The 17,143-nt window shown below is 40.4% G+C and carries 13 protein-coding genes; 7 read left to right on the top strand and 6 right to left on the bottom strand.

Features of this window, described 5'->3' with window-relative positions:
- Nucleotides 1-71: 71 nt before the first annotated feature.
- From glyA to pyrB, 5 genes are all read right to left on the bottom strand, one after another.
- A complete protein-coding gene (glyA, locus tag DXC10_RS14625; protein ID WP_117738214.1) occupies nucleotides 72-1,352 on the bottom strand; it encodes a serine hydroxymethyltransferase in 1,281 nt (426 codons plus the stop codon).
- A gap of 103 nt (nucleotides 1,353-1,455) precedes the next feature.
- On the bottom strand, nucleotides 1,456-2,229 hold the full coding sequence (locus DXC10_RS14620; RefSeq protein WP_370448242.1) for a porin family protein: 774 nt from the start codon (nucleotides 2,227-2,229) through the stop codon (nucleotides 1,456-1,458).
- 5 nt (nucleotides 2,230-2,234) lie between these two features.
- Entirely contained in the window at nucleotides 2,235-2,801 is a 567-nt protein-coding gene (locus DXC10_RS14615; RefSeq protein WP_101542691.1) for a flavin reductase family protein, read from the bottom strand.
- 51 nt (nucleotides 2,802-2,852) lie between these two features.
- Nucleotides 2,853-3,323 carry an aspartate carbamoyltransferase regulatory subunit gene (gene pyrI, locus DXC10_RS14610; RefSeq protein WP_101542692.1) on the bottom strand — a complete coding sequence of 157 codons (471 nt, stop codon included), beginning with the start codon at nucleotides 3,321-3,323 and terminating at the stop codon, nucleotides 2,853-2,855.
- Nucleotides 3,324-3,383: 60 nt separating this feature from the next.
- A complete protein-coding gene (gene pyrB, locus DXC10_RS14605; protein ID WP_117738212.1) occupies nucleotides 3,384-4,325 on the bottom strand; it encodes an aspartate carbamoyltransferase in 942 nt (313 codons plus the stop codon).
- Between the two features lie 482 nt (nucleotides 4,326-4,807).
- Here pyrB and DXC10_RS14600 point away from each other — a divergent pair, with 482 nt between their 5' ends.
- The 5 genes from DXC10_RS14600 to DXC10_RS14580 all read left to right on the top strand — a co-directional run bounded on the left by DXC10_RS14600 (nucleotide 4,808) and on the right by DXC10_RS14580 (nucleotide 10,831).
- Entirely contained in the window at nucleotides 4,808-7,129 is a 2,322-nt protein-coding gene (locus DXC10_RS14600; RefSeq protein WP_117738314.1) for a transglycosylase domain-containing protein, read from the top strand.
- A 25-nt stretch (nucleotides 7,130-7,154) separates the two neighbouring features.
- Entirely contained in the window at nucleotides 7,155-7,520 is a 366-nt protein-coding gene (locus DXC10_RS14595) for a 2-amino-4-hydroxy-6-hydroxymethyldihydropteridine diphosphokinase (RefSeq protein ID WP_101542694.1), read from the top strand.
- Entirely contained in the window at nucleotides 7,520-8,275 is a 756-nt protein-coding gene (kdsB, locus tag DXC10_RS14590; RefSeq protein ID WP_101542695.1) for a 3-deoxy-manno-octulosonate cytidylyltransferase, read from the top strand. Before DXC10_RS14595 ends, kdsB begins: the two co-directional genes overlap by 1 nt.
- Before the next feature lie 16 nt (nucleotides 8,276-8,291).
- Nucleotides 8,292-9,587, top strand: a complete 1,296-nt coding sequence (locus tag DXC10_RS14585; protein ID WP_117738210.1) for a pitrilysin family protein — start codon at nucleotides 8,292-8,294, stop codon at nucleotides 9,585-9,587.
- Between the two features lie 80 nt (nucleotides 9,588-9,667).
- Nucleotides 9,668-10,831 carry a phosphatidylinositol-4-phosphate 5-kinase gene (locus tag DXC10_RS14580; protein WP_117738208.1) on the top strand — a complete coding sequence of 388 codons (1,164 nt, stop codon included), beginning with the start codon at nucleotides 9,668-9,670 and terminating at the stop codon, nucleotides 10,829-10,831.
- Nucleotides 10,832-10,932: 101 nt separating this feature from the next.
- Here DXC10_RS14580 and DXC10_RS14575 read toward each other — a convergent pair whose 3' ends face one another.
- Nucleotides 10,933-11,871: a ribose-phosphate pyrophosphokinase gene (locus DXC10_RS14575; RefSeq protein ID WP_180949180.1), complete on the bottom strand. Its 939-nt coding sequence runs from the start codon at nucleotides 11,869-11,871 to the stop codon at nucleotides 10,933-10,935.
- 171 nt (nucleotides 11,872-12,042) lie between these two features.
- Between DXC10_RS14575 and DXC10_RS14570 the strand changes: the two genes are divergently transcribed.
- Both DXC10_RS14570 and DXC10_RS14565 read left to right on the top strand, forming a co-directional pair.
- A complete protein-coding gene (locus DXC10_RS14570) occupies nucleotides 12,043-16,359 on the top strand; it encodes a DUF5113 domain-containing protein (RefSeq protein ID WP_233519983.1) in 4,317 nt (1,438 codons plus the stop codon).
- Between the two features lie 50 nt (nucleotides 16,360-16,409).
- The gene (locus tag DXC10_RS14565) at nucleotides 16,410-17,138 is read left to right on the top strand and encodes a DUF5932 domain-containing protein (protein ID WP_101542699.1); all 729 of its coding nucleotides are present in this window, start codon (nucleotides 16,410-16,412) and stop codon (nucleotides 17,136-17,138) included.
- Nucleotides 17,139-17,143 lie beyond the last annotated feature (5 nt).

Here is a 17,143-nt window from a genome sequence, read left to right as displayed (position 1 = left end):
AAAGAATATTATATAAGAAAAGCGTTCCGGTAAAATATACCGGAACGCTTTTCTTAATGGGAATACAATATTTAATATGCAAATAACGGATATTTTTCCATTGTTTTGTTTACTCGTGCACGAATGCCAGCAATTACTTGTTCGTTGTCTACGTTAGACAGAACAGTTTCAATCATTTCAGCAATTTCCAACATCAAATCCTCCTTAGCCCCGCGAGTCGTAATAGCAGGAGTACCCAAACGGATACCCGAAGTTTGGAAAGCAGAACGGCTGTCAAATGGAACCATATTTTTATTTACAGTGATATCGGCAGAAACCAGTGCTTTTTCGGCAACCTTACCGGTCAGATCAGGATATTTACTACGCAGGTCAACCAACATGGAATGATTGTCCGTACCGCCGGAAACGATTGTAAAACCACGGTCTATCAAAGCCTGTGCCAATACAGTAGCATTCTTTTTAACTTGTTTGGCATATTCTTTCCATTCCGGTTGCAGAATTTCACCAAACGCAACAGCTTTAGCAGCAATAACATGTTCTAACGGGCCACCTTGAATACCGGGGAATACAGCCGAATCGAGTAACTGGGACATCATTTTAATTTCGCCTTTCGGAGTTTTCTTGCCCCATGGATTAGGAAAGTCCTTACCCATCATGATAACGCCACCGCGAGGACCGCGCAGGGTCTTGTGGGTAGTAGAGGTTACGATATGAGCATATTTTACAGGGTTATCCAATTCACCGGCAGCAATTAGTCCGGCAGGGTGTGCCATGTCAACCATTAGGATAGCGCCTACTTTATCCGCAATTTCACGCATACGTTTATAATCCCATTCGCGAGAATAGGCTGAACCGCCACCGATAATCATTTTAGGCTTTTCACGCAATGCTACTTCTTCCATCTGATCATAGTCTACACGTCCGGTCTCTTTATTTAGATTATATTCGCAAGGGGTATAGATGATACCTGAAGTATTCACCAATGAACCATGAGAGAGGTGACCGCCGTGTGCAAGGTTCAATCCCATGAACTTGTCACCTGGATTTAGAACGGCGAGAAATACGGCTGCATTCGCCTGTGCTCCTGAGTGAGGCTGTACATTAGCCCATTCTGCTTCAAAAATTTTCTTCAAACGGTCAATAGCAATTTGTTCGCTTTGATCTACCACTTCACAACCACCATAATAACGTTTGCCTGGATAACCCTCGGCATACTTGTTGGTGAGGCAGGAACCCATTGCCTGCATAACCTGGTCACTTACGAAGTTCTCTGATGCAATCAGTTCAATACCTTTGAGCTGACGTTGATGTTCTTTCTCGATGATGTCGAAAATTAAATCGTCTCTTTTCATTATTGCTTATTAGATAAGTTTGATAAATCTGTATTCTCTTATTAAGCGTACAAATTTAGGGGAAATAAATGAATAAATTGTAAGAAGAGGAAGAATTTTCCTATCAAAAGAACACGCCGAACGAAAAACTGAGTACATTGTCACGTCGATGGAAACGGATTTGATCGGTGGGAACAATTATTTCATTATTATCTCCTTCCTGAATTGCCGCTTGGTAACTGATACGTTTGGATATATTATGCAAACCGATATCATAACGGAAATCGAAAAAAATGCGTGAGATGGTTACAGCCACGCCGGTAGTAAAACTCAGGTTGAAAGGATATAAATCTTCTTTAATATTTTGTTGGTCGAAATTTTCAAATGTCACTTTACTTTTCTTATCCCAAATATAACGAATTTTTGGACCGCCAAATACTGCAAGGCTGTAAGGTCCTTCTTTGATAATATTGTATCCATAAATAACCGGAACCTCGAAACTATGAATGGAGGAAGTTATAGAAGCCATTTCAGACGTGTTGTTTTCGGACATATCTTCTGGTTGGGGTTTTTCGAATGTAATATTACAGCGGTTAATAGTGTATGAAATTTCCGGCTGTAGAAAATGGCGGCCAAAATTAATTCGCATGAAGAACGAACCGAAATAGCCGATTTTGTAGTTGTTTTGTACTTCATTGACGATAGTGCCATTCAAAATTAGGTCGGAAACAAGAAAAAGAGAGGAAGTAAATCCACCTTTAATACCAAAGTTCACGGGGTGGTCTTGTTTGTGGGCTATCTCGGCTTCGAGAGTTCCGGACATAGTAATTTGTTGTCCTCGCATGGAGGTAGAAAAGATAGACAAACACAGACTGATTATAAACATTCCCCGCTTCATCTTCATTACTTCTTCTTTTCGACCGACCAACCAAACTTTCCGATTTTATCTCCCAGATCATAATATCCACCATGTACATATACTAATGGATTTGCTTCCGCCAGCTCTAATTTTCCGGTCTCAGAATTTAAATAGGCAGTATCTACACGTACATTTACTACATCGGCAATGAACATATCATGCGAACCGAGGGCTACGATTTCTTTTACCCTACACTCAATACAAAGCGGTGATTCCTCTATGAGAGGAGCGTTAACCACAGTACATTTACCGGGTGTGAGATTCATTTCTTCGAATTTGTTATAATCTTTGCCCGAACGGACACCGCACCAGTCTGTAGCACGTGCTATCTCTTTCGTAGTCAGATTGATAACAAATTCCATGTTTCTTTTAATAATATCGTAAGAATAACGTTCGGGACGTACGGAAATATAACACATGGGTGGATTTGTGCATATCGTTCCCGTCCATGCAATTGTCAGTATATTATGTTCTTCCGGTGTACTTCCGCAACTTACCAATACAACTGGTAACGGATATATCATTGTACCGGGTTTCCAATCTTCTTTCATATCTTGAATAATGATTGACAATTGATAATTATTTGTTGAGATATCCTTTTTTCAATTATCCATTAATTTAATGTTTTCTCTTATCTGTTCTTTCTCACAATAATGGCATCTGATAACACAATTTTCCTTGTCTATTACATGGAATAACGTTGCCATAGGCTCATTATTCGTAATACATTTCGGATTGGCGCATTTCACAATACCTTTCAACTCATCAGGTAGGCGCACTTCCCGTTTTTCTACTACTTCATAGTCACGGATAATGTTCAGTTTTACATTAGGGGCAACCACAGCGATACGATTGATTTCTTCGTCACAAAAGAACTTGTCGGCAATCTTTATGATACCTTTTGTACCCAGCTTTTTGCTTTTGAGGTTAAAGCCGATGGTGATATTATTACTCATGTGTTCTAATCCGAGCAGTGAAACTACTGTAAAAAGTTTCTCAGAAGGTATGTGGTCGATAACAGTGCCATTTTCTAAAGCGGCAACCTGTAATTCTTGTTTTTTTTTGCTTGACATCTTGATATTTACTATTTAGCAATTTAACGATTTACGATTGAAAAATACTCTGCGTATTATTCAGCGACAGGCATCTTTTTTCACATCATCCAACGTGATGCCCAATACATCGCAAAGGATTGCCTCACGGGCATAAAGTCCGTTTTGTGCCTGCTGAAAGTAATAGGCTTTAGGGTTGTCGTCTACATCAAGAGCAATCTCGTTGACACGAGGCAGGGGATGGAGAATACGCAGATTGAGACGGGTGTGCTCCAGCATTTTGTTACGCAGAATATAAACGTTCTTCACCCGTTCGTATTCCATAAGGTCAGTAAAACGTTCGCGTTGTACGCGGGTCATGTAAAGAATATCGGCATCCGCAATGATTTCTTCTGTAAAATCCGTATGCTCTACGAACTTGATATCATGTTCACGACAGTAAATTTTATACTCTTCCGGCATTTTCAATTCATCGGGGGCTATGAAATGGAAAGTTGGATTGAAATGACGCATAGCCATTAATAGGGAGTGCACGGTACGGCCATATTTTAAATCACCTACCAGGAAGATATTTAGATTTTCCAGCGTCCCCTGTGTTTTGTAGATGGAGTAGAGGTCAAGCATTGTCTGTGAGGGATGTTGGTTAGCCCCGTCTCCGGCATTGACAATGGGAATGGTAGTAACTTCACTGGCATAGCGAGCTGCACCTTCCAGAAAATGGCGCATTACGATGATATCTGCATAGTTACTCACCATCTTGATAGTGTCTTTTAAAGTTTCTCCTTTGGATGAACTGGTTGCCTTTGGATCGCTAAAGCCGATGACACGTGCTCCCAGACGGTTGGCGGCGGTTTCAAAACTTAAGCGGGTACGAGTGGATGGCTCGAAAAATAGAGTAGCGACAACTTTTTCATCGAGCAAGTGACGATTCGGCTTTGCTTCAAATTCTTTAGCCATTTCGAGCATGTAGAGGATTTTTTCCTTACTATATTCGGCAATGGTAACTAAACTTCTGTTTTCCATATTGTTGATATTCGTTTTACTTTTCGAGAGTGTAAAGGTATGGAAAAACTACGGGGAATGGAAATCTGTGAGGAAGTTTTTTAGCAAAAAATATGTTTGGCAGATAAATTTCCCGATTGTATAAATTATATAATTGATAAAGCGTAATTAGCAAAAAAGTACCATTAGTGTTGTCTTTATTTATTTTTCTGATATTATTATTTATATTATATTTAATAAGATGAAAAAAGTTTTTTGTTGATTATCTGTGATATATAACATGTTGTATTTGAGTTGAATGTACAATTTGGAACGCTTTTAACATAAAAAGTAGCTGTTTTCAGTATCTTTTTTGAGGATTTTCAATGCTTTTCAAGGCTAAAATATAGAATTAAAATATGAACAAATATCTTTTAACTATTGAAAAAGATGTAGAAAGTCATAGGCCTATCCAATATATTTCCGTACCTTTGTCACATTATTGAATGAATTTGGAACCAAACATGATAAAGAAAGTCATTACAGCACTCTGGATTTTCATCGCATTTATTGTACTGGTGTGCATCATCATATTTTTTTCTATAGCGAAAGGCTGGATAGGTTATATGCCTCCCGTAGAAGACCTGGAAAATCCTAATTATAAATTTGCAACTGAAGTGTTTTCCGAAGATGGAAAAGTATTGGGTACTTATTCTTATACTGAGGAAAATCGTGTATTTGTGGGATATCAGGATTTATCCCCCAACATTATCAATGCTTTGATAGCAACGGAAGATGTTCGTTTTACCGAACATTCAGGTATTGATGCCATTGCTTTGTTTCGTGCAATTGTAAAGCGTGGATTATTGATGCAGAAAAATGCCGGTGGAGGTAGTACTATCACTCAACAGTTATCAAAACAACTTTATTCGCCCAGTGCTGACAATATTATGGAACGTTTGTTTCAGAAACCTATCGAATGGGTAATTGCTGTTAAATTGGAGCGTTACTACACCAAAGAGGAAATCCTGACTATGTATCTTAATAAGTTTGATTTCCTGAACAATGCGGTAGGCATAAAAACAGCTGCATTCACCTATTTTAGTTGCGAACCGAGGGATTTAAAAATAGAAGAAGCTGCTACTTTGGTAGGAATGTGCAAGAATCCTTCTCTTTACAATCCGGTGCGCTATAACGAGCGTGTCCGCAAACGTCGGAATGTAGTGCTCGACCAGATGCGCAAAGCCGGTTATATCACGGTGCAAGAACGTGATTCTTTACAGGCTCTGCCATTGAAACTGAAATATAATCGTGTAGACCATAAAGAAGGAATCGCTACTTATTTCCGCGAATATCTGCGTGGAGTACTCAACGCTAAAAAACCGGAAAAGGGTAATTATCGCGGTTGGCAGATGCAGAAGTATTACGAAGATTCGCTCGATTGGGAAAACAATCCGTTATATGGATGGTGTGAAAAGAATACCAAGAAAGACGGTACCAAATACAATTTGTATACGGATGGATTGAAAGTTTACACTACCATCGACTCGCGTATGCAAAAGTATGCGGAAGAGGCAGTGACTGAACATTTGAAAGAATTGCAAGGTTATTTCTTCAAGGAAAAGAAGGGTGCGAAAAAAGCACCCTATACATTCAGGTTGACACAACAACAGGTGGATGAAATTCTGGGGCGTGCGATGCGTCAGTCCGACCGTTACCGCATTATGAAGAATGCGGGTGCATCGGAAGCAGAAATCAAGAGAGCGTTCGATACTCCTCAAGAAATGTCCGTATTCAGTTGGCAAGGAGATAAGGATACCATTATGACTCCGATGGATTCCATACGCTATTATAAATTTTTCTTACGTGCTGGCTTCATGTCTATGGATCCGCGCAATGGACATGTAAAAGCGTATGTAGGCGGACCGAATTATCATTATTTCCAGTATGATATGGCTATGGTGGGACGTCGCCAGGTAGGTTCTACTGTCAAGCCTTTCCTTTATACTTTGGCGATGGAGAATGGTTTCTCCCCGTGTGATGAGGTACGTCATGTGGAATATACTTTGTTTGATGAAAACGGTAAACCATGGACACCGCGTAATGCCAATAAGAAACGTTATGGTGAAATGGTTACTGTGAAGTGGGGACTGGCGAATTCGGACAACTGGATAACTGCGTATCTGATGAGCAAACTGAACCCTTATAATCTGAAACGCCTGATACAAACATTTGGAGTACGAAACCGTGAAATTGTACCTTCCGTTTCATTGAGTCTCGGACCTTGCGAAATCTCTGTAGGTGAAATGGTGAGTGCCTATACGGCATTCCCCAATAAAGGTATCCGGGTAGCTCCGTTATTTGTGACACGGATTGAAGATAATGATGGAAACGTATTGGCTACTTTTTCACCGGAAATGCAGGAAGTAATCAGTGCATCCAGCGCTTACAAGATGCTGGTGATGTTGCGTGCTGTGATTAATGAAGGTACAGGTGTACGTGTCCGGCGTTTGGGTGTACAGACCGATATGGGAGGTAAGACCGGTACGACGAACTTCAACGCCGATGGTTGGTTTATGGGTTTTACCCCGTCACTGGTATCCGGTTGTTGGGTGGGTGGTGAAGACCGCGATATCCATTTTGATACAATGCTTCATGGTCAGGGTGCTTCCATGGCACTTCCTATTTGGACAAAATATATGGTGAAAGTATATGGTGACAAATCTTTGGGGTATGATGAAACAGAGACTTTCAAGTTGCCTGAGGGGTTTGATCCGTGCAAAGATAATGGAGAAGAAGAAAGTGAGCCGACTCCGGACATGGGTTTGGATGATTTATTTGATTAACGGCATTGTCAATTAATCCATTCAAATGGTCTATACTATCAGCATTGGAAGTAATGAGCAGAGAAAAGACAATCTGGCATTGGCACGTAAAAGGTTATCCGAACTTTTTCCGGGAATTCGTTTTTCTAAAGAAGAAGAGACGAAGCCTTTGTTTTTCAGGAGGTCGGTTTTGTTTTCCAATCAGATAGCGCGCTTCGTTTCGAGTAAACAGGTTGGAGAGGTTTCTTCACATTTGAAAAGTATTGAGCGTGAGGCCGGAAGAAAGCCTGAAGAGAAGTTACAAGAAATTGTCCGGTTGGATATTGATCTTTTGTCTTGTGATGAAACAATTTATAAACCGGAGGATTTGAAGCGAGATTATATAATACGAGGATTGAAACAACTGTTATAATGAAATTTTTAGGAATTATCCCTGCCCGTTACGCATCAACGCGCTTTCCGGCCAAGCCATTAGCCATGTTAGGTGGTAAAACCGTGATACAACGGGTGTATGAGCAGGTAGTGGGCATTCTGGACGATGCCTATGTGGCTACTGATGACGAACGCATTGAAGTTGCTGTAAAAGCCTTTGGCGGTAAAGTTGTCATGACTTCCGTACATCATAAAAGTGGTACGGATCGTTGTTATGAAGCATGTACAAAGATAGGTGGAAATTTCGATATCGTGGTGAACATTCAGGGGGATGAACCCTTTATACAGGTTTCCCAACTGGAGACGGTGAAAGCCTGTTTTGATGATCCTACTACACAAATCGCAACACTTGTAAAACCCTTCACGGTCGATAATGGTTTCGAGGCTTTAGAGAATGTAAATTCTCCTAAAGTAGTGCTGAATAGAAATATGAATGCCCTTTACTTCAGCCGTTCTATTATTCCTTATCAACGTAATGCGCAGAAAAAAAACTGGTTGAAGAATCATACATATTACAAGCATATAGGATTGTATGCCTACCGTGTGGAAGTACTGAAAGAAATAACTTCACTACCTCAGTCAGTCCTTGAATTGGCAGAATCATTGGAGCAACTACGTTGGCTGGAGAATGGATATACCATCAAAGTAGGCATTACCGAAGTGGAAACTATTGGTATAGATACTCCACAAGATTTGGAATATGCGGAATTGTTTTTGAAATCGCAATGCCGATAATCGGAGGAATTAATGGATGATGCTTCCAGACAGAACGATTCAACCTAAGGTGAGGAATGTAGACCAACTAGCCGTGCAAGTACCTCTGCGGATCGTTATGCCTAATGGCATATCGCTAAATGTACTCAATAGCGGTGAAAATGAAGTTGTACGTATTGACTTGCTGATGGAAGGAGGACGTTGGCAGCAGTCGCAACCGTTGCAGGCATTTTTTACCAACCGCATGTTACGTGAGGGCACATTGCGTTTTAGTGCTTCGGAGATAGCCGAACGATTGGACTATTATGGAGCATGGCTAGAATTGTCCAGTGCCTCGGAGCATGCGTATATCACACTTTATTCATTAAATAAATATCTGCCCCAAACGCTGGATGTATTGGAAACCATTGTAAAGGAACCCGTTTTTCCTGAAAAGGAATTGGATGTGATTGTCAATAATAATATCCAGCAATTCTTAGTCAACTCCTCTAAGGTAGATTTTCTAGCTCATCGGGCATTGGTGAAAGCTGTGTATGGTGAAAAGCATCCTACGGGACGCTTGGTGGAAGAGGTAGATTATCATCGTATAAACTCTGCGGTTTTGCGGGAATTTTATGACCGCCATTATCATTCGGCGAATTGTAGTATTTATCTTTCCGGCAAAGTGAATGACGACTGTATCCGTTGGGTAGAACATTTCTTTGGAAGCGAATCATTCGGTAGGGGGGGGCGTAAACCGGATAAAAAAGACTATATGCCGCTATCCTCTGATGAAAAACGTATATTTGTGGAGCGTTCTGACGCCATGCAAAGCGCCGTCTGTATGGGTATGCTTTCCATGGAGCGCAATCATCCTGATTATTTGAAAGCACGTGTGCTGGTAACTTTATTCGGAGGTTATTTCGGAAGCAGGCTGATGTCGAATATTCGTGAGGAGAAAGGATATACTTATGGGATATCGGCAGGAATAATACCTTATCCGGGAAAAGGGTTGTTGGTGGTGAATACAGAAACCACCAATGAATTTGTAGAACCTCTTATCGGTGAAGTTTATCACGAGATAGACCGACTACAGAATGAACTTGTCTCCAATGAAGAACTTACCATGGTGAAAAATTATATGCTTGGCGATACCTGCCGTAGTTATGAGTCGGCTTTTTCTTTGGCAGATTCGTGGATATTCGTACAAGTCTCAAAACTTCAGGATACCTATTTTACCGATATATTGGATGCTATACGGGAGGTTACGCCGGAAGAAATACGTGATCTTGCCGGAAAGCATATGTGCAAAGAGAATTTAAAAGAAGTCATATCCGGCAAAAAAATATCATAAAAAGCGGAAAGTCTCCCAATATTTTAGCAGATAAATTGTATCTTTGTCCAAATCCTAATTTTAGAAACTTGTAACCCAAAATGAAATATCTATATACTGCACTTATTCTGGTATTCCTGTCACAGGGTGGTGTCACAGCCCAAGAGAAAAAAGGTGGCTTCTTTGATAAAATAAAAAGTACTTTCTCGTCGGAGATAAAAATCGGAACTTATACGTTTAAGGACGGTTCGGTGTACACTGGCGAAATAAAAGGTCGTAAGCCCAATGGGAAAGGCAGAACGGTCTTCAAGAATGGGGATGTGTACGAGGGAGAATATGTAAAAGGTAAGCGTGAAGGATATGGCGTTTATACTTTTCCCGATGGCGAGAGATATGATGGGCAATGGTTTCAAGACCAACAGCACGGCCGGGGTATTTATTATTTTATGAATAATAACCGATATGACGGCATGTGGTATCAGGACTTCCAGCATGGAAAGGGTACGATGTACTATTATAACGGTGATATTTATGAGGGAGACTGGGCGAACGACAAGCGTGAAGGGCAAGGTGTATATACTTGGAAGAACGGTTCCAAATATGTGGGTTCCTGGAAAAATGACAAGAAAGACGGTGACGGAACGTTGGTATGGAACGATGGTTGTAAATATGACGGTCATTGGAAAAATGATGTCCGTGACGGGAAAGGGATTTTTGAATATGCCAATGGAGATAAATATGTAGGTGATTGGAAAGAAGATATCCAACATGGTAAAGGTATTTATTTCTTCCATACGGGTGACCGTTACGAGGGTTCTTACGTGCAAGGTACGCGTACAGGCGAAGGTATCTACTATTTGGTCAATGGTGATAAATATGTAGGTAACTTCAAGAATGGTATGCAGGATGGACGTGGCATATTTACCTGGGCCAACGGTGCCGTATATGATGGTGAATGGAAAGACAACCAGCGCAATGGATATGGTAAGTATAAATGGAATGTAGGCGATTCGTACGAAGGCGAGTGGAAGGACAATAAATTCAACGGGCAAGGTGTTTTGAAGCAGACTGACGGTACTAAATATAAAGGTGGATTTGTAAATGGAATGGAAGAGGGTAGCGGTATTCAGGAAGATAAGAACGGTAACCGCTATGAAGGTTTCTTCAAACAAGGAAAAAAGGATGGTCCTTTTGTGGAAACGGATAAAAACGGAAAAGTAATACGGAAAGGGAACTATAAGATGGGAAGGCTGGAAATTAATTGATGGATAATTGAGAATTACTATTAATGGTTATAACCATATAAAAAAGAGGTTGTGTCTCCCGTTTTGAACTAGACACAATCTCTTTTTCATTATTCCATTAATCAGATAATGTATTGTGAACTGATAGATTCGTTGTTCACCACTCTCTTAATGGTTTCAGCGAACATGTCGGCAATACTCAATTGTTTAACTTTGGCGCATTTCTTGGAGTAAGGAATACTGTCGGTAAACACCATTTCCGTCAAACCGGATTCTTGTACGCGGAATGATGCGGGGTCGGACATCACACAGTGGCTGGCAATGGCGCGGACTGAGGCTGCTCCGGCTTCCAACATGATATTGGCCGCTTTGGTAATAGTGCCGGCTGTATCTACGATATCGTCAACTAAAACGACGTTCTTGCCTTTTACGTCACCGATAATCTGCATAGTAGCAACTACATTGGCTTTTTCACGTGTTTTGTTACACAAAACCAATGGTACACCAAGGTATTTTGAGAATGTACTGGCACGCTTTGAACCGCCTACATCAGGTGTTGCAATGACCAGATCTTCTAATTTCAAAGATTCGATATAGGGGAGGAAGACTGCTGACGCATAAAGATGATCCACCGGAATATCGAAGAAGCCTTGGATTTGGTCGGCATGTAGATCCATAGTAATCAAACGATCAATACCTGCTACTGAAAGCAGATCGGCTACCAACTTGGCACCGATGGAAACACGAGGTTTGTCTTTTCTGTCTTGACGTGCCCAACCAAAATACGGAATAACAGCGATAATGCTTTTAGCCGAAGCTCTTTTTGCTGCGTCAACCATCAGCAAAAGTTCCATTAAGTTGTCGGAATTAGGGAATGTGGACTGAACCAGAAATACATTTGCGCCACGGATAGATTCTTCATAAGAAACGGCAAATTCACCATCGGCAAAGTGGGTGATATTCATCTTTCCTAGAGGACAGTCAAGGCTGGCACAGATTTTCTCTGCAAGGTATCTCGAATTTGTTCCGGAGAATACCATAAAGGGTGCTTTTTCGCTCATTTTGTAATAGATGTTACCTATTTGTTAATTTGCATGCAAAGGTATGAATTTCTCGTTACATAACACAAGACTTATTGTAGAAAAAATATTTTTCTTTCCCAGATTTATTTGTAGCTTTGCTTTGTGAAACGGCTTTCATTTATATTGTTGTCAGTAGGATTACTGTGCCTGATGGGGACAGTAACTGTTTCGTGCATGGGTACTGCACCTACGAAAGAAGTTCATCGGGTGGATTCATTAAATCAAGTAGCATATATTTATCGTTACAAAGATTTGGATTCTTCCTGCCATGCGGCAATAAAAGCCTATCAGGAGGTAGGAATTTACGAACAGGGGAAAGCAGAAGCGTGTAATAATTTGGGATTTTGCGCTTTTATGCGCATGGATTTCGAAAAAGCGGAAAAATATCATAAGGAAGTATATGACTTGACCAAGAATGAGCTGGAATTGCTTATTGCGGATATCGGTTTGATGAAGGTTTATCAACGTACAGCACTGAATAAGGAGTTTTATGATTATCGTAACAGTGCCTTGCGTCGTATGAAACGTATTGCCGAAGATAATAATCTTTTTGTGGACAGGCATGAGAAGATGCGGCTGACTTATGCCCGTTCGGAATTCTATATTGTATCTGCTGTATACTATTATTATTTGCAACAGCGTTCTGAAGCTTTAGCATCAATAAATGAGGTACCCGAACATGAAGAATTGGCCACAGACACCAATCAGTTATTGTATTATCATTATATAAAAGGTTCTGCCGCATTGTGTGATGGAGACACTCCGGATGAACAACGGCTGAATGAATTTGATCAACTGTATACGACGTGGAAGATTGCATCTCGCCGAGGATATTTGTATTTCGAAGGGAATAGTGTGCAGGGATTAGCTAACCTGATGGCTTCGCCTGAGAATTATGAATTTTTCCAGAATAGGCGTTCGCATGCGCTGAAACAATTTGGAGAACAGGTAGATTCGTTGTTGCCCATGCGTTTGGGACAACTGGCTTTGAAGAAATTCAGACAGTATAATGATTTATACCAGATTGCTGGTGCTTATGTCTCCATCGGCAAGTACCTGAACGCACATGGTAATTACAAGGAAGCTCTCGATACGTTGACTCTTGCTTTAGAATGTGTAAACAATCATCATCGCCGTTTTTATGATTGTCAGGATAGTCTGGACTGGCTGAAAACGTATGGTCGTAGGGATACAATTTGTGCAGAGAAAGCTTGGATGCAGCTTAAATTGAAGACTGTTCCCGAATGGATTTCCCGAATCAGAGAACAATTGAGTGTGACCTATGCAGGGTTGGAAATGAAAGAATACTCTGATTACAACCGTAATATTTATTTGGATATCTTGGAAGATACCCGGCAAGATAAAGAGTTGGAGAGTAGATTTCTGGCTTTGGAGAAGGAAGCCGGGCAACTAAATCTGATGCTTTTTTTTGTAATAGCCGGATTTATTCTTGTATTTCTCTTTTTCTGGATTTTCAATAAGCGTTCTAAAATCAGAAACAAAGTACATCTGCATCGTTTACAGTCTATGCTTGATATCTGCCAGAAAATAACAGCTTCCATTCCGGCAGATGCACAGACTGAAGAGGAGATAGTGGATGCTATTCTGGTTTCAGTACGTCCGGAAATGGAATATTTGTTTGGTACAAAGGATATTTGTATCGAGAATGGCCAATTAGTTCTTCCGCAAAGTTTAAGTAAAGACGAACGGGCAATGGTACGGGTAATAACTCCTTATATACAATGGGCACTTGATAATGGCATGACGTCCATTTCATTGGGTGAAGAACAGCGCAGGTTGGAGAAGCAACGGTACATCCATGAGAAACATATTGCCGAAAATAAACGTCAAAATCTTGTAAAGAAAGCCTGTCTTGCCATAGTTAACGGTATTCATCCGTACATCGACCGTATTATAAACGAGGTTCATAAACTGACCGGAATGGGTTATATCAATGAAGAAACCATTAAAAAAGAGAAATATCAATATATAGATGAATTGGTGACAACTATTAATGAGTATAATGATATTCTGGCTTTGTGGATAAAGATGAAACAAGGAAGCTTGAGTCTCAACATCGAAACCTTTGAGTTGAAAGAATTGTTTGAGTTGCTCCGGAAGGGTAATCGGGCTTTCGAGATGAAACAACTCAGCTTGGAAGTGGAACCGACCGATACTTGTGTAAAGGCTGACAAAGCACTGACACTTTTCATGATCAATACATTGGCTGAAAATGCACGTAAATATACACAGCAGAGAGGAACTGTGAAAATATATGCCCTTCAAAAAGAAGACTATGTAGAAATATCTGTTGAAGATAATGGATGTGGCTTGTCGGTGGAAGATGTGAAACATATAGTCGGTGAGAAAGTATATGATTCAAAAGCCATCGGAATGAATGATGCTACTGACCGCGAGGAATTGATGAAGAGCAAGGGGAGTGGTTTCGGGTTGATGAACTGTAAAGGTATTATTGAAAAGTATCGTAAAACGAATGAACTTTTCAAGGTGTGCCTGTTTAATGTGGAAAGTTCTTTGGGAAAAGGAAGTCGTTTTTACTTTCGTTTGCCCAAGGGAGTTCGTAAGACTCTGATGATACTAGTAATTTTCTTGTCGATGGTGGGAGTAACTTCTTGTAGTCAAACAGCCGACAGCACATCGGAAGAATTTGTCCCCGATTCATTGTCGTTGGCTTTGCAGCAGGACTATGAAATTTTGTTGGATTATGCTTCAGACTATGCCAATGAAGCTTATTGTTGTAATGTGGACGGTGAGTACGAGATAGCATTGCAATATGTAGATTCCGCCATGATTTGCCTGAACGAACATTACAAGAAATATACCTGTCTTCCGAAACGTTTTATGACTATGACGGGAACGGGTACTTCTGCCGAATTGGACTGGTGGAATGAGTTGTTTAATACAGATTACCATGTGATACTGGATATCCGTAACGAAGCGGCCGTTGCTTTTCTTGCTTTAAAACAGTGGGAAAACTATAGTTATAATAATGCTGCATATACTACTTTGTATAAATTATTGGGGGAAGATCAGTCTTTGGAAGAGTATTGTCGCGAACTGGAACGTTCCACTAATAATAAAATGGTAAGTATTTTACTGTTTGCGGTTCTTTTCTTCGCCTTGATTTTGGGATATTATATTTTGTATTTCCGCAAGCGTCTGGTAAATCGTTGGAACCTGGAACAGGTATTGGAGATTAACAAGCAAGTATTTACAGTGTCTGTTACCTCTGTTCCGAAAAAAGAAGAAATACTGTTGCAAGAGGAAGATACTCTAAGGAATATCCCGCAACGGATAGTGGATGCAGCATTTGATGCTGTCAATGAATTGTTGAGTATAGACCGTTTGAGCATTGCAGTATATAATGATGCGACACATCGTTTGGATTACGTTTCTAACCCTCCGGAGGAGCCATCGGAAGAGATACCGGAATGGATGAAATTGATGCAAAGTTGTTTTGAACAAGAAAATTTTCTGGTTGAAAATAGTGTACAGACGTTACCTCTTACAGTAGAGGTGGGGGGAACGAGCAGATGCATTGGTGTGCTGTGTGTGGAGCGTAGAGAAGGTACTCGGCAGGAAACGGATCATTTGCTATTGGAATTGATTACACGTTATGTGGCGATTGTTGTATTTAATGCTGTGGTCAAGTTGGCAATGAAATGCCGGAATATAGAGGTAGCCCAGGATGAAGCCCGTCGTGCTTCTTGGGAAGATAGTTTGCTACATGTACAAAATATGGTACTTGATAATTGCTTGTCTACCATTAAACATGAAACAATTTATTATCCGAATAAGATAAAGCAACTGATAGGTAAGCTCCGTTCCGGCCAACTTGGTGAAAGTGAAGAACAGGAAACAGTATCGGCTATTGGCGAATTGATAGAATATTATAAAGGTATTTTTACTCTATTAAGCCGTTGCGCTTCCCGACAATTGGAAGAAGTTACTTTCCGCCGTACTGTAATTGTCGTTTCCGAATTAGTTACTGCTACCGAAAAATATTTCCGTAAAATGAGTAAGGATTTTCCGGTACATATTAATTTTCATACGGAGAGTGTGGAGGGACTTGTGATAGGGGATGTCAATCAGTTGCGTTTTTTATTAGAGAACCTGATTGAAGAAACATTGTCTGTTGTTTTAGATGGAGATATTTATCTGCGTTGTGCAGTAGATGGTGAATTTGTGCGTTTTCTTTTTACGGATACACGCAGACAGAAGACGCGTGAGGAACTAAATCAATTGTTTTATCCAAATCTGACTCGTATGACAGCCGGTGAAAGAGGAGAATTGCGCGGTACGGAATATCTGATATGTAAACAGATTATTCGTGACCATGATGAGTTTACGGGACGGCGCGGGTGTCGTATCAATGCTGAACCGGCAAAAGAGGGGGGATTTACCGTTTACTTTACTATACCGAAGAAAGAGATTGCCAATCGTTAGATATGTTTAATTAGTGGTTGTTAGTTTGTAATTGATATTAGGTTAAATAAATGGAAGAAAAGAAGTTCAAAGTCATCATTGTAGAAGATGTGAAATTGGAATTGAAAGGTACGGAAGAAATTTTTCGTCATGAAATTCCTGATGCAGAGGTTATTGGCACGGCTATGACAGAGCAGGAATTCTGGACATTGATGGAGGCAGGTATTCCCGATCTTGTTTTATTGGATTTAGGGTTAGGTGGATCTACTACTATCGGTGTAGATATATGCCGGAATATTTTTAAACGTTATCCGGATGTACATGTACTGATTTTCACAGGAGAAATCCTGAATGAAAAATTGTGGGTAGATGTGCTGGATGCCGGTGCAGATGGTATCATCTTAAAAACGGGCGAATTGCTTACTAAAACAGATGTACAGGCTGTAATGGATGGTAAAAAACTCGTTTTTAATTACCCGATATTGGAAAAAATTGTAGAACGTTTCAGAAGAGCTGTTCTCAATGACTCAAAACGTCAGGAAGCCATTATCAGTTACGATATTGACGAATACGACGAACGTTTCCTACGTCATTTGGCATTGGGGTATACAAAAGATATGATTGCCGGTCTGAAAGGCATGCCTTTCGGAGTGAAGTCTTTGGAGAAGCGTCAAAATGACCTGGTGAACAGACTCTTCTCTCCTGGTGACAGGATAGGGGTGAATGCCACTCGATTGGTTGTGCGTGCTCTCGAATTGCGTATTCTTGATATTGATAACCTAGAAGCAGACGAAGAATAGTTTCA

It is taken from the genome of Bacteroides sp. OM08-11, from assembly GCF_003438665.1.
Lineage (GTDB): Bacteria > Bacteroidota > Bacteroidia > Bacteroidales > Bacteroidaceae > Bacteroides > Bacteroides cutis.
This window is presented reverse-complemented; position numbering and strand designations above follow the sequence as displayed.